This window comes from Actinomadura sp. KC216, from assembly GCF_004348535.1.
Classification (GTDB): Bacteria; Actinomycetota; Actinomycetes; order Streptosporangiales; family Streptosporangiaceae; genus Spirillospora.
The window spans coordinates 1-13,044 of record NZ_SMJX01000238.1; the positions used below are offsets into that span (position 1 = coordinate 1).

Genomic DNA, 13,044 nt, shown 5'->3' on the forward strand with positions numbered 1-13,044 from the left:
GGACACGGCCGTCTCGTCCGGCGGCGCGTTCTCCTGCGGGGCGGGCGCCTGCTGCGCGGCCTGCCCGGCGCTCTCACCGCTCTCGCCACCCTCGCCGCCTTCGGGGGGCGGAGGGGGCTGGGCCGGTAGCTTCCCGGTCTGATCCCCGCTCATCGCGTCCAGAGAGGCCAGCCGCTCCTCAAGGGAACGCCCGTCGTGCTCGTTCCTTGCCACCGTTCATCTCCCTCGGGCACGCCTCTTTGTGATCAACACGGTGCGGGTGGGCAAAATGGCCCCCACGCAGGATACCCGTGTGCCAATACCACGCATCCACCGTGGAGATCGACATTTGCGCCGCCCCGGGCGGGCCTCGCGGCGGCGCGCCCCGGCGGCGTCCGGCACGTCCAGCGGCGGATGCTCCCGGAACGTTCCCTTGGCGGGCCCCGGTAGCGTTGCCGGTATGCATGCGATCGTGATCCGCGAGCCGGGGGACGCCGACGTCCTGGAGTGGACGCGGGTTCCGGATCCGGCGCCGAAGCCGGGCGAGGTGCTGATCGACGTGGCGGCGAGCGCGGTCAACCGCGCCGACGTCATGCAGCGTATGGGCTTCTACCCGCCGCCGGAGGGCGCCCCGCCGTATCCGGGCCTGGAAGTGTCGGGACGGGTGGCCGAGCTGGGCGCGGACGTGTCCGGCCTCGCCCCCGGCGACGAGGTGTGCGCTCTGCTCGGCGGCGGTGGATACGCCGAACGCGTCGCGGTGGACGCGTCGCAGGTCCTGCCCGTGCCGCGCGGCGTGGACCTCGTGGACGCGGCCGGGCTCCCCGAAGTCGCCTGTACGGTCTGGTCGAACGTCTTCATGCTCGCCGGGCTGCGCGCCGGGGAGACCCTCCTCGTCCACGGTGGCGGCAGCGGCATCGGGACCCTCGCGATCCAGCTCGCCAAGGCCCGCGGCGCGCGCGTGGTGACGACCGTGGGCAGCGCCGAGAAGGCGGCCCGCTGCCGGGAACTCGGCGCGGACGTCACCGTGAACTACCGCGAGGACGACTTCGTCGACAGCGGCCCGTACGACGTCATCCTGGACCTGATCGGCGCGAAGTACCTGGCCAGGAACGTGGACGCGCTCGCCACCGGCGGCCGGCTCATGGTCATCGGGCTTCAGGGCGGCGCGAAGGCGGAGCTGGACATCGGCAAGCTGCTCCGCAAGCGTGCCCTGGTGCACGCGACCACGCTGCGGGCCCGTCCGCTGGCGGAGAAGGCTGACATCGTGGCCGGGGTCCGGGAGCATGTGTGGCCGCTGCTGGAGTCGGGCGCGGTCCGGACGGTCGTCGACCGGCGGATCCCGATGGCGGACGCGGCGAGCGCGCACCGGCTGCTCGAAGAGAGCGGTCACGTCGGCAAGATCCTGCTGACCGTGTGAGGATGAGGGGATTATGAGCGAGCCTTCCAAGAAGCAGTCTGAACAGGAACCGCAGGTGCTCGTGGTCGGCCCGAACGGCATCGCCGTCGAGGGCTCCGGCGAGGGCGACTCCGAGGGCAAGTCGATCACCGACATGGTCGAGCAGCCCGCGAAGGTGATGCGGATCGGCGGGATGATCCGGCAGCTGCTGGAGGAGGTCAAGGCCGCCCCGCTGGACGAGGCGAGCCGGGCCAGGCTGCGGGAGATCCACAAGTCGTCCATCAAGGAGCTGGAGGACGGTCTCGCGCCCGAGCTGGTCGAGGAGCTGGACCGGCTGTCGCTGCCGTTCACGGAGGGCACGGTCCCGAGCGAGGCGGAGCTGCGGATCGCGCAGGCGCAGCTCGTCGGCTGGCTGGAGGGCCTGTTCCACGGCATCCAGACGACGCTTTTCGCCCAGCAGATGGCGGCCCGCGCCCAGCTGGAGCAGATGCGGCGCGCCCTCCCCGCCGGAATGATGCCTCCCGGCGCGGAAGACGACCAGCCCGGCTCCCGCTCGTCCGGCCCCTACCTGTAGGCCACGAACGAAACCGGCCGCCTCGCGCATCAGGCTTCGCAAGCCCCCCTTGCGAGCCTCACGCGGAGGCGGCCGTTTTCCTGCCACGACCGCGCCGGCCAGGGTCACCGCGATAGCGGAACCCAGGTCGCGGCGGTAGCGGAACGTTCTAGTTCTCGGCGGTGCCGGTGGGGAAGAGGCGTTCCAGGACCTCTGCGACGCCGTCGTCGTCGTTGCTGGACGTCTTGTGCGTGACGGCGGCCAGCACCAGTGGGTGCGCGTTCGCGACGGCGTACGAGGTGCCCGCCCAGGTCAGCATCGGCAGGTCGTTCAGCTGGTCGCCGAAGGCGACGACGTCACCGGACGCGACACCCTGCTCGGCGCACAGCGCGGCCAGCGCGCTCGCCTTGGTGACGCCGTGCGCGCTCATCTCCAGCAGCCCGCGCCCGGACGAGTTCGTCACCGTCACGAGGTCGCCGACCGCCGCGACGGCCTTCTCCGTGAGCTCGTCGGCGTCGGCATCGGCGTGGTACGCGAGCAGCTTGGTGCCGCTGCGGTCGGCGAGCCGGTCGGGCGACACCGGGCGCCCGCCGAGGGCCTCGGCGTCCCAGCGCTCCAGCATGTAGCTGTCCTCGAAGACGAACCCGGTCGGATACTCGACGGCGAACCGGAGTTCGGGCACGAGGGCGCGGAGCCGCGCGATCGTCTCGGCGATCACCTCGGGCGGCACCTCCGAGGTGCTGAGGACGGTGTCGGTGTGCAGGTCGTACAGCACGGCGCCGTTCGCGCAGATCGCGACGCCGTGATGGCGGACGGCGGCGGCGACCTCCGTCATCCAGCGCGGCGGGCGCCCGGTCACCATCACGAGCGCCGCCCCGGCCTGCTCGACGCGGGCCAGGGCGGCGACGGTGCGGTCGGAGAGCGTCCCGTCGGAGCGCACGATCGTCCCGTCCAGATCGGTGGCGATCATGCGTGGTGAGGCTTGGGTCATGGCACCTTCCAGGGCAGGTCAGCCCCACCCTAGGCGACATATCCGACGCGCTCCCCGGCGCCTTACCGTTTGACGGGTTCCAGCACGTCGAGCCCGAGGAACCTCTGCAGCGCCTCCGGCACGCGAACGGACCCGTCCGCCCGCTGGTGGTTCTCCAGGATCGCGACCATCCAGCGGGTCGTCGCGAGGGTCCCGTTCAGCGTCGCGACCGGGCGGCTCCGGCCGCCGTCGCCCTTGAACCGCACCGCCAGGCGCCGGGCCTGGAACTCGGTGCAGTTGGACGTGGACGTGACCTCCCGGTACGTGTTCTGCGACGGCACCCACGCCTCGCAGTCGTACTTGCGCGCCGCGCTGGACCCGAGGTCGCCCGCCGCCACGTCGATCACCCGGTAGGGGATCTCGACCTTGGCGAGCATCTCCTTCTCCCACTCCAGCAGCCGCAGATGCTCGGCGTGCGCGTCGTCGGGCTCGCAGTAGGAGAACATCTCCACCTTGTCGAACTGGTGGACGCGGATGATGCCGCGCGTGTCCTTCCCGTAGGAACCGGCCTCGCGGCGGAAGCAGGACGACCACGCCGCGTACCGCCGCGGCAGCGCGTCGATGATCTCGTTCATGTGGTACGCGGCCAGCGGGACCTCGGACGTCCCGACCAGGTACAGCTCCTCCTGCGGAAGCTGGTACACCTCGGCGGCGTGCGCGCCGAGGAACCCGGTGCCCTCCATCGCCTCCGGCTTCACCAGCACCGGCGGGTACATCGGGACGAACCCGGACGCGACCGCCTGCTCCATCGCCAGGTTGAGCAGCGCGTACTGCAGCCGGGCGCCGACGCCCGTCAGGTAGTAGAACCGCGCGCCGGACACCTTCGCGCCGCGCTCCATGTCGATGGCGCCGAGGCTCTCGCCGAGCTCCAGATGGTCTTTCGGCTCGAAGTCGAACTTGGTCGGCTCGCCGACGTGCTCCAGGACGACGAAGTCTTGCTCGCCACCGGGCGGGGCGCCTTCCTCGATCAGATTCGGGACGCCCTTGAGCAGCGCGTCGAGCTCCTCGCCGAGCCGGTCGGCCTCCGCCTCGGCCTCCTTGACCTGCTGCGCCAGCTCCTTCGCGCGGGTCAGCAACTGCTGCCGCTCGTCGCCCTGCGCCTTGGACACCGACTTGCCGAAACTCTTCTGCTCCGCCCGCAGCCGCTCGAACGACGTCAGCGCCGTGCGGCGCCTCCCGTCCAGGTCGAGCAGCCGGTCGACGACGCCGTCATCCTCACCGCGGGCGCGCTGCGAAACGCGCAGCCGCTCGGGATCATCTCGAAGAGCTCGCAGGTCGATCACAGACCCGAGGCTACCGGCCGAACCCCTCCAACGCGCGCGAGTATCGCCGGTTGTGGATAACCCCGTCCCGGCTCAGCGCACGCCGCTGGCCAGCAGCGCGTGCGCGGGCAGCGCGACCTGCCCGTCCCCGACCGCGAAGCCGGAGACGATCCCGTCGTACGCGGCCTTGATCCGCGCGACGGTGTCGGCGTCCTGCCGCCCGACGATGTAGCCGTTGCTGCCCACCCTGGACAGCGCGCCCGTCTCCCACCACTCCTCGGGATCGACGACGTGCTCCCACGTCACCTCCTCGACCGCGACCTCACCGACCCCGGCCGACGCCACCAGCCGCCGGAACGCGGACGGCTCGCCGTACTGCATGAACGGCGACTCCGGGACGTCGTCCGGCCACGGCACGCCCGCCTCCTCGATCGCCTCCCTGACGACCCCGAGCGCGCCGCTGCCCGGCATCAGCCAGCAGGTCAGCGCCAGCCGCCCGCCCGGCCGCAGGACGCGCAGCAGCTCGCGGATCGCCACATCGGGCGCGCCCACATGGTTGATGACGAAGTTCCCGGCGGCGGCGTCGAACGTCCCGTCCGGGAACGGCACCTCCGGCAGGACGGCGACGTGCACGTCCAGCCCTGGCACGTTCCTGCGCGCCATGTCCGCCATGCCGGGGTCGGCGTCCATCGCCGACACCACGGCGCCGCGCGCCGTCGCCCCCTGCGACACGAACCCGGGGCCGGTCCCGACGTCGAGGAACCGCGTCCCGTCCCCGACGCCCGCGGCGTCCAGCAGCGGACCGACCATGTGACGGGTGAGCCGCGCGAACCCCCGCTCGTACGCGGACGCCCGCCCGGCCCACAGTTCCCGCTCGTAGAGATCGAAGTCCTTGGCCACCCAGGCAGAGTACGTCAGCGCACGTCGACATAGTCCGCCCGCGTGTCCGACGCGTCGTAGGTGCCGCTGCCTTTGTAGGACGCCATGTACACGGGCGCGTTCGGTGCCGGGCCCGCCACGTCCCGCCACCGGTAGAGCCGGCCCGTGACCCTGATCGTCCCGCCCTTCTCCACCGGTTCGGGCGCCGCGTTCAAGCTGTACCAGCTCGTCTGGTACTTGACGTCGATGTGGTCGGAACCGCTCACGAGCGGCATGTACGTGGCGCTTCCCAGGTACCGGACGCGCCAGTGCCCATCCTGCTTCACCCTCTCCGTGACCAGGTAGAAGGTCCCGTCGAACTGGGCCGTGGTCCATGTGTGAGAACCGGGCACGCCCGGTCAGCCGGTGCGGATGGATTCGACCCAGGCGGCGGCTTCGGTGAAGTCGTTGTCGTGGGTGCCGCGGCGGATCTCGGGGCGGACCTGGTCGGCGCGGGCGTAGGAGCCGACGAAGCGGACGTCGGCGCAGACGCGGCGCAGGCCCATCAGGGCCTCGCCGACGCGGGCGTCGGCGACGTGGCCCTCGAAGTCCATCCAGAACAGGTAGGAGCCGAGGCCGGTGCCGGTGGGGCGCGACTGGATCAGGGTCAGGTTGATGCCGCGGACGGAGAACTCGGTGAGGATCTCCAGCAGGGCGCCCGGGTGGTCTTCGCCGATGAACGCGACGACAGTCGTCTTGTCCTTGCCGGTGGGCGCCGGCGGCGGGCAGGGGCGGTGCAGGACGACGAAGCGGGTGACGGCGTCGGCGATGTCGTGGATGTCGTCGGCGAGGATCGACAGGCCGTAGCGGGCCGCGGCGAACGAGCCGGCGAGGGCGGCGTCGTAGTGGCCGTCGGCGACGTGCTGGGCGGCCTCCGCGTTGGACGTCGCGGCGCGCCATTCTGCGTCCGGGACGTTGCCGAGCAGCCAGCGGCGGCACTGCGGCTGCGCGATCGGGTGGGACGCGACCGTCTTGATGTCGCCGAGCTCCGTGCCGGGCCGGACGAGCAGCGCGAACGACACCGGCAGGTGGATCTCGCCGACGATGTGCAGCGGCTCGCCGGTGGCCAGCTCGTCCAGCGTGGTCGGGACGGACCCCTCGACGGAGTTCTCCAGAGCGACGACGGCGGTGTCGGCCTCTCCCCGGCGGAGGGCGTCTAGGACGGCCGGGACGGTCGCGAGCGGGAGGTGCTCGGCCTCGGCGGCGCCGGGCAGGGTCAGCAGCGCGGCCTCGGTGAACGTGCCCTGCGGACCCAGGTAGGCGTAGCGCGCTGGCCTGTCGTCTGCGGTCACGGGTACTCCCGATGCGTGCGTTCCTGGTGGACGGGATGCGCCTCGCGGGCATGCGAGGTAGGAGACCGAGTCTACTGGGCGGCCGGTCAAGCCCGTCCGTCAAGCGCGGTCAGGCGCGGGCGGTGGGGGCCTTGCGGTCGCCGTTGCCGTTGCCGAAGTCGGGCAGGGGGTCGTCCATCGTCACGATGGGGCCCTTGCCCAGGCGGGCCGCGCGGAGGGCCTGGTTCTCCTCGGGGGAGAGCATCTCGACCGGGTGCCCGCCCTGGATGGCCTTGGCGTAGGTCCGCGTCTCGGTGCGGCCGTTGATCGAGCTGATGACGATCCCGTCCCCGACCGCGTCGAGCAGGGCGAGCGAGAAGGACCGGTGTCCCGACATCTCCTTGAGCGCGTCGTAGTGGACGATGGCGAGGTCGCGCAGCGCGCGTTCGTCCACCGACCCACTGGCGACCTGGAGCTGGCGCCTGAGCATTTCCCCGCACTCGTCGACGACCTGGTTCACCCGGTTGTGGGCGACCACGGCGATGGACAGCCCCGCAACCCCGGCGACCAGGCCGGCGACGGCCACCGCGACAAGCATCACGGGCTGAGCGTACCCACCCCGGCCTCGCGGCGCGAAGGATCTTCGCGCTTGACCCGCGGTTCGACCCGTTCCACCAGCCACTTGCCGAGGATGATGATCGACGCCAGGGCCGCGAGACCGAACACGTCACGCACGATCTGCCCCGCGAAAACCGAGACGGTGGAGTGTTCCGGGCCGATCAGCGCCCGTCCCCACCAGGGGATCGGGAAGAGGAACAGCAGCCAGAGACCGAACGCCAAAAGACATCTTCGCGTGTCTCGGCCATCACCGGCCAAAGCACCGAACACCGCGATCATCCACACAAGATGGTGTATCCAGCCCACCGGGGACAGGACGACCGACAGCAGCCCCACGATCGCGACCGCCGCGAGGACCAGACTGTAGGAATCCGGTCCGTCGAGCGAAGCTCGTCCGTTGAATGGCGGTGGGTGGGGGCTGGAGGACGGTCCGGACTGGAGATCGGCGGCCTGGAATGCGCGGCGGGCCCACGCGAAGCCGTACCACGCCACGATCGCCGCGAGGAGCAGCCACAGGAGCGTGCGGGCGGGCCCCTCGTCCAGGATCCGCGCGACGATCCCATGGATGGCCTGGTTGGTGGTGCCGTCGACGGCGCCCGTCCGGTCGCCGCCCTGCAGCAGGGCCCCGAACCAGTAGTCGGCCGAGTCGGACGGCAGCAGCGCGAACGCGCCGAGACTGGCCGCGACCGCCGTGAACAGCGCGTTCCCGAACGCCTCCCGGCGCCCGGTGATCAGGAAGTAGATCAGGAAGACGCCCGGCACCAGCTTGATCGCCAGCGCGAGGCCGACGAGCATCCCGCGCGGCCAGCGGGGCGTCCGGGCGCAGCAGTCGGCCAGGCACATCGCGAGCAGGAACAGCCCGACCTGCCCGAACCGGAACTGGTCCCGGACGGGATCGAGCCACGCCATCGCCGCGACCAGGACGCCCGCGGCGAGCGGCGCCCAGCGTCCGGCGCGGCGGAGCAGGTCGCGGAACGCGTAGCAGACCGAGATCACCAGGGCGACGCAGATCAGGCCCGTCCAGACGAGCTGCGCGGCCCGCCAGGACATCACGGTGAACGGCACGGCGAGGACGGCCGAGAACGGCGGGTACGTGAACGGCAGGAGCTGCGGCGGCTGCGTGAGGACGTCGTACAGCGGGGCGCCGCGCAGGATGGCCCGCCCGCCGTCCCGGTAGACCTCCAGGTCGACGAGCCGCTGATCGGGCTCGTTGCCGAGCCACCGCCTGACGATCGGCGACACCGCGACGACGGCGACGGCGATCCCCGCCAGCAAGGTCAGCAGATCCCGCGCCGTCCTCCGGCGCGCGGGGGCGGCGGGTGCGGCCTCGGCCGTCCGGCCCCCGACCGGCTCCTGGGCGTGGGTGCCCCCGGCATCCGCCTCGCCGACCACATGCGCCTTGGGACCGTCCACAGCCCGCAGGATATGGCCACTCCGCGGTCATCGGCCTCTTGTAGCCTGAGCGCCATGACTTCGCGGGGGACCAAGATCGGCATGTTCCTCGCCACCCTCGTCGCGGCGCTCGCGGTGCTCGCCCTGGCGCCCGCGCTCCCCGGTTCGGCCACCGCGCACGCTGAGGTGGTGGGGGGACGCGTTGTGGTCATAGGGGTTCCCGGGTTGATGTGGAGCGATATCGACCGGGAGAAGACGCCCGCGCTCTGGGGCCTGACCGCCGGGGGATCCGCCGCGGGGCTCAGTGTCCGGACGACGCGGGTCAACACCTGCCCGACGGACGGCTGGCTGACGCTGTCGGCGGGGCAGCGGTCGCGGCTGCCGAACGGGAACTGCGCGCTGCCGGCCGCGCCGATCCTGCCAGGGCAGCCCTCCCCCACGGGGCCGCCGCCCGCGGGCGGGGCCGTCGCGCCCGGGTGGCCCGCGATCAAGAGCGACAACGCGGACACGAACTACCACGCCCAGATCGGGCTGCTCGGCGACGCCGTCCAGGCGGCGGGCGGGTGCACGATGGCGGTCGGGCCCGGCGCGGTGTTCGGGGTCGGGAACGGCGGCGGGCGGGTGGACCGGTACGTGACCACGCCCGACCGGGTGACCGCCGCCGACTGGGCGCGCTGCCCGCTCGCGGCGGTGGACGTCGACGACCTGTTCCGCGCCTACATCGACGCGGGCGTCGACATCGAGGGCGAGCAGGAGCCGCTGTCGGAGCGCAAGCGCGCCGCCGCCGCTGCCGCCGCCGACCGGAGGGTCGGGGAGGTCATGACCGGGATCCCGGACGGGACGACGGTGCTGCTCGCCGGGCTGTCCGATGTGAGTGTCGACCCCCACCTGCGTGTCGCCATCGCGCAGACGAAGAGCGCGGGCGGGCAGTACGGGGCCGGGTACATGACGTCGAGCGCCACCCGGCAGGACGGGCTCGTCACACTTACCGATCTGACCGCCACGACGTTGAAGCTCCTCGGGCTGCGGCAGCCGAAGGAGGCCGTCGGGTCGGTGTGGCGGTCGCAGCCGTCGACGGTGCCGACGCAGGAGCGGGTCGAGGCGCTGGAGGACGAGGACGTCGCCGCGCAGGCGATCCGGGCCGTCCAGACGTCGTTCTACTGGGTGCTGTTCGCGACGCAACTCGTCCTGTACGGGATCGCGGCGATCGCGCTGCGGCGGCTCGGCGGCGATCGGAGTTCGCGGGCGCGGATCCTCGGCGGGACCCGCGTGATCGCGCTGCTCGGCGGCGCGGCGACCGGGGCGTCGTTCCTGGCCGGGCTGCTGCCGTGGTGGCGGGCGGAGAACGCGACGGCCATCCTGATCTGCACGGTGCTCGGCTTCGCGGGGCTGCTGACGGGGGTGGCGCTGGCCGGTCCGTGGCGGCGGTCCGCGTTCGCGCCCGGGCTGGTGATCACGCTGGTCACGGCGCTCGTGCTGGCGCTGGACGTGATGACCGGCTCGACCCTGCAACTGAACACGCTGATGGGCTACACGGCGCTGGTCGCCGGACGGTTCTACGGCTTCGGCAACCAGGCGTTCTCGCTGTTCGCGGTCGCGTCGATCCTGACGGCGGCATGGCTGACGGAGTACCCGCTGCGTGCGGGACGCAAGACGCTCGCGCTCGGGATCGTCGCGGCGATCGGCGCGTTCGCGGTCGCGGTGGACGGGCTCCCGGCGTGGGGCAGCGACTTCGGCGGCGTGCTGGCGATGGTCCCGGCGTTCGCGATGCTCGGCCTGATGGTGACCGGACGCCGCGTGTCGCCGCTGAAACTCGCGCTGTTCTGCCTGGTCGGAGCGGCGCTGGTGCTGTTCATCTCGTACCTGAACTCCAGGAGCGCGAACCCGACGCACCTCGGCCGGTTCTGGCAGGACCTCGTGGACGGCGACGCGTGGGGCGTGGTCGTCCGGAAGTTCAACGCGATGCTGAACAGCCTCGGGTACTGGCCGTTCACGCTGCCGCTCGCCGCCGCGATCGGGTTCCTGTTCTTCGTCCTGGCGCGGCCGACGCGGTGGCGGGTGTCGCTGCTGCAGCGCGCGTACGAGCACAGCGTGACGATGCGTCCGGCGCTGCTGTGCGCGCTGACGGTCGGTGTGATCGGGATGCTGGTGAACGACTCGGGCGTGGTGATCCTGTCGGTGGCGTTCAGCCTGTCGACTCCGCTGATGCTCGCCGCGGGCGTCCGGTCGCTGGAGATCGACTTGTGGAACGAAGACTCTGAACCACCAGGACCGTCAGGATCAGCAGAAGAGTCCACGGAACCACGGTCGGCCGAACGACGGTGAACAGCCAGGAGAGGTCGTCGGGGAGTTTGATGCGGGCGGGTGCGCGGGCCGGGAGGTAGGCGAGGCTGAGCGCGGTGGTGTGGGCGAGGAGGATCCAGTCGACCCGCGTCCAGGGCAGCAGGGCCAGCACCGCCCAGCCGAACCCGTCGTACCAGGGCAGCGCGTAGGGGGCGGCGAGGAGCCAGGCGAGGACGAACGCCGCCGCGACCCGGCGGTTCTCCGCGTCCCGCGTGAGCGGCGCCCCAGCGGTGTCGTCCTTCGGCAGGGCGCGGACGAGCAGCACGAACAGCGCGAACCCGACGATCAGGGCGCCGGTCTTGATGATGGTGCGCTGCGAGCCGCGTCCGAGGAACTCGTCGACGAGGTGCCAGGGGGTGGCGAACGAGACCATGTCGCTCGCCTCCCGCACCTGGTCGAGGGCGTGCGGGCCGGCGAGCGCGTAGGAGATCGCGGTGACGGCCCCGGCGCCGCCGAACAGCGCGGCGAGGCCGCCGATCGGGCGCCACCGGCGCTCCGTCCACGCCTCGCGGAGCAGCGCCCAGGCGGGCCCGCCGCCGACGAGCGCCGCCGGAACCTTGATCGCCGCGCCCGCGCCCGCGAGCACGCCCGCGCCGAGGGCCCGCACCCAGCCGGGACGTTCCCGCCCGCCGAAGACGGCGAGCGCGGCGACCATCGGCGCGATCGCGAGGACGTCGTTGTGCGCGCCCGAGACCAGGTGGAACAGGACGAGCGGGTTGCAGGTCCACAGCAGGGCCGTGCGGAGCCGCCGTTCCTCGGTCCTGGCCGTCCGGTAGAGGATCAGCGCGGTGATCGCGAACGCGAGCGTGTTCACGACGGACAGGACGAACACGGTCAGCCGCACGGACCCGCTGCCGACCCACGCGGCGAACGCCTGCTCGCCCGTCGCGATCGGCCCGTACACCGAGGGTGTGGTGCGCCACTCCTCCGGCGCCCCGGCGACCGGGTCCGTCGGCAGGTCGACGGCGCGGGTGGCGTACGGGTCGTGGCCGGTCGCCGCCATCCGCCCGTACGAGGCGTAGTTGAGGTGGTCGGTGGACCCGACCGGCGGCATGGCCATGAACGCGACGGCCGCGAGCAGCCCCGCGATCACCAGTGGCCGGGCCCCGACCCGCCAGCCGCGCCGGACGGCGACGAAGCACATGCCGAGGCCACCCGCGCCCGCCACGACGCCCGCCACCACGAGCCCGATCACCAGGTACGGCGACGCGTGGACGTCCAGCGAGTACGGCGGCTCGGCGGAACGGCCGCCCAGCGCGGGCTGGAACACCGACGGGCCCAGCAGGGCGGTGGTGAGGAAGCACGCCAGGCTGAGCCCGATACCGCCGAGCCCGATCCGGCCCAGCCCGCTGGTTCCGAGTCGGGTCACGGGCGGCTGCCGCGCAGGCCGTTCAAGCGTCGTGTCACGGAGGCGGCCGCCGGGTCGCGGACGGCGAGCGCTCTGGCCACGTCCCGGAACTGCCGGGCGCGGTGCAGCTGGGCCCGCCAGTCGGTGCCGGTGGCGCGGTGCGCGAGCGGGACCTCGACCTCCGTGACGCGGAAGCCCTGGCGGAGCAGGTCGATGGTGAGCGCGGTCTCGACGCCGAACCCGGCGGCGAGCGGCAGCGCGGCGTCGAACGCGGCGCGGGTCAGGCAGCGCTGCCCGTTGAGGGGCGCGGTGGCCTCCCAGCCGGTGGCGCGGCGGATCCCGTCGCGGGACAGCCGGACGACGAACCCGTGCCCGCCGAGCTTCACGGTGGTGGTGAACACAGCGATCGTCATGTCGGCGTCGCCCGCGAGGACGGGTTCGGCCAGCGGGGCGGCCTCGCGGGCGGTGTCGGCGAGGTCCGCGTCCAGGAAGAGCAGGTGGCGGGGCTGGTCGCGGCCGTCGTCGAGCAGCCGGACGGCCTCGGCGCCGCTCTCCATCGCGGCGCCCTTGCCGCGGTTGCGGGTGTGCCGGACGACCCGCGCCCCCGCCTCGCGGGCGGCGCGCCCGGTGCCGTCGGACGAGCCGTCGTCGACCACGACGACGAGGCCCGCGCCGGGGAGTTCGTGCGCGGCCTTGACGGTGGCCGCGATGCGGTCGGCTTCGTCCTTGGCCGGGATGATCACCGCTAGGTCCTGCATATCGGCGATCGTAGTCCGGGTTGGCGGTGCAGCGGGTGGCGCGGCGGGGAACGGTTCAACCCGTTACCCGCAGGCATGACGGAGGTCCCCCGGCGTTAACCGGAGGGACGACCGGCCGGGAGGAGGCCGGAGGAGTGGGCGGGATCGGCGGGTGAGTAGGCGGGGCGGGAGTCGGG

General features: G+C 72.5%; 12 protein-coding genes and 1 pseudogene. 3 read left to right on the top strand and 10 right to left on the bottom strand.

Annotated elements, in window-relative coordinates; genetic code table 11:
* Positions 1-213: hypothetical protein (locus E1264_RS30990; RefSeq protein WP_207936476.1), on the bottom strand; the 213-nt coding region annotated here is incomplete at its 3' end.
* A gap of 226 nt (positions 214-439) precedes the next feature.
* Here E1264_RS30990 and E1264_RS30995 point away from each other — a divergent pair.
* A complete protein-coding gene (locus tag E1264_RS30995; RefSeq protein ID WP_132179043.1) occupies positions 440-1,396 on the top strand; it encodes an NAD(P)H-quinone oxidoreductase in 957 nt (318 codons plus the stop codon).
* Between the two features lie 13 nt (positions 1,397-1,409).
* Positions 1,410-1,949 (top strand): bacterial proteasome activator family protein, encoded by a 540-nt coding sequence (locus E1264_RS31000; RefSeq protein WP_132179045.1) that lies wholly within the window; start codon positions 1,410-1,412, stop codon positions 1,947-1,949.
* A gap of 148 nt (positions 1,950-2,097) precedes the next feature.
* On the opposite strand, the gene E1264_RS31005 is transcribed toward E1264_RS31000, so the two are convergent.
* From E1264_RS31005 to E1264_RS31030, 7 genes are all read right to left on the bottom strand, one after another.
* Positions 2,098-2,898, bottom strand: a complete 801-nt coding sequence (locus E1264_RS31005) for a Cof-type HAD-IIB family hydrolase (protein ID WP_243711267.1) — start codon at positions 2,896-2,898, stop codon at positions 2,098-2,100.
* Between the two features lie 83 nt (positions 2,899-2,981).
* Complete coding sequence (serS, locus tag E1264_RS31010) at positions 2,982-4,241, bottom strand: serine--tRNA ligase (protein WP_132179049.1); 1,260 nt, start codon at positions 4,239-4,241, stop codon at positions 2,982-2,984.
* Between the two features lie 72 nt (positions 4,242-4,313).
* Positions 4,314-5,120 carry a class I SAM-dependent methyltransferase gene (locus E1264_RS31015; RefSeq protein ID WP_165964467.1) on the bottom strand — a complete coding sequence of 269 codons (807 nt, stop codon included), beginning with the start codon at positions 5,118-5,120 and terminating at the stop codon, positions 4,314-4,316.
* A 14-nt stretch (positions 5,121-5,134) separates the two neighbouring features.
* Positions 5,135-5,425 (bottom strand): hypothetical protein, encoded by a 291-nt coding sequence (locus tag E1264_RS43845; protein WP_165964468.1) that lies wholly within the window; start codon positions 5,423-5,425, stop codon positions 5,135-5,137.
* Positions 5,426-5,497: 72 nt separating this feature from the next.
* Positions 5,498-6,430, bottom strand: coding sequence for a prephenate dehydratase (gene pheA, locus E1264_RS31020; protein ID WP_132179053.1), 933 nt, complete (start codon positions 6,428-6,430; stop codon positions 5,498-5,500).
* A 109-nt stretch (positions 6,431-6,539) separates the two neighbouring features.
* On the bottom strand, positions 6,540-7,007 hold the full coding sequence (locus E1264_RS31025; RefSeq protein WP_132179059.1) for a DUF4446 family protein: 468 nt from the start codon (positions 7,005-7,007) through the stop codon (positions 6,540-6,542).
* Entirely contained in the window at positions 7,007-8,440 is a 1,434-nt protein-coding gene (locus E1264_RS31030; protein WP_243711268.1) for a glycosyltransferase 87 family protein, read from the bottom strand. The genes E1264_RS31025 and E1264_RS31030 overlap by 1 nt, the downstream gene beginning before the upstream one ends.
* Positions 8,441-8,494: 54 nt before the next feature.
* Here E1264_RS31030 and E1264_RS45535 point away from each other — a divergent pair, with 54 nt between their 5' ends.
* Complete coding sequence (locus tag E1264_RS45535; protein WP_243711269.1) at positions 8,495-10,744, top strand: hypothetical protein; 2,250 nt, start codon at positions 8,495-8,497, stop codon at positions 10,742-10,744.
* A 664-nt stretch (positions 10,745-11,408) separates the two neighbouring features.
* Here the strand turns inward: E1264_RS45535 and mptB are convergent.
* Both mptB and E1264_RS31040 read right to left on the bottom strand, forming a co-directional pair.
* Positions 11,409-11,906, bottom strand: a pseudogene (mptB, locus tag E1264_RS45540) (polyprenol phosphomannose-dependent alpha 1,6 mannosyltransferase MptB); the annotation flags it as partial.
* 221 nt (positions 11,907-12,127) lie between these two features.
* A complete protein-coding gene (locus E1264_RS31040; RefSeq protein WP_132179057.1) occupies positions 12,128-12,868 on the bottom strand; it encodes a glycosyltransferase family 2 protein in 741 nt (246 codons plus the stop codon).
* Between the last annotated feature and the right edge of the window lie 176 nt (positions 12,869-13,044).

Excerpts from the sequence above, each read along its gene's own strand:
- E1264_RS30995 (WP_132179043.1), top strand. The coding sequence starts at position 440 with ATGCATGCGATCGTGATCCGCGAGCCGGGGGACGCCGACGTCCTGGAG.
- E1264_RS45535 (WP_243711269.1), top strand. The coding sequence starts at position 8,495 with ATGACTTCGCGGGGGACCAAGATCGGCATGTTCCTCGCCACCCTCGTC.
- E1264_RS31040 (WP_132179057.1), bottom strand. The coding sequence starts at position 12,868 with ATGCAGGACCTAGCGGTGATCATCCCGGCCAAGGACGAAGCCGACCGC.
- E1264_RS31000 (WP_132179045.1), top strand. The coding sequence starts at position 1,410 with ATGAGCGAGCCTTCCAAGAAGCAGTCTGAACAGGAACCGCAGGTGCTC.
- E1264_RS31025 (WP_132179059.1), bottom strand. The coding sequence starts at position 7,007 with ATGCTTGTCGCGGTGGCCGTCGCCGGCCTGGTCGCCGGGGTTGCGGGG.
- E1264_RS31005 (WP_243711267.1), bottom strand. The coding sequence starts at position 2,898 with ATGATCGCCACCGATCTGGACGGGACGATCGTGCGCTCCGACGGGACG.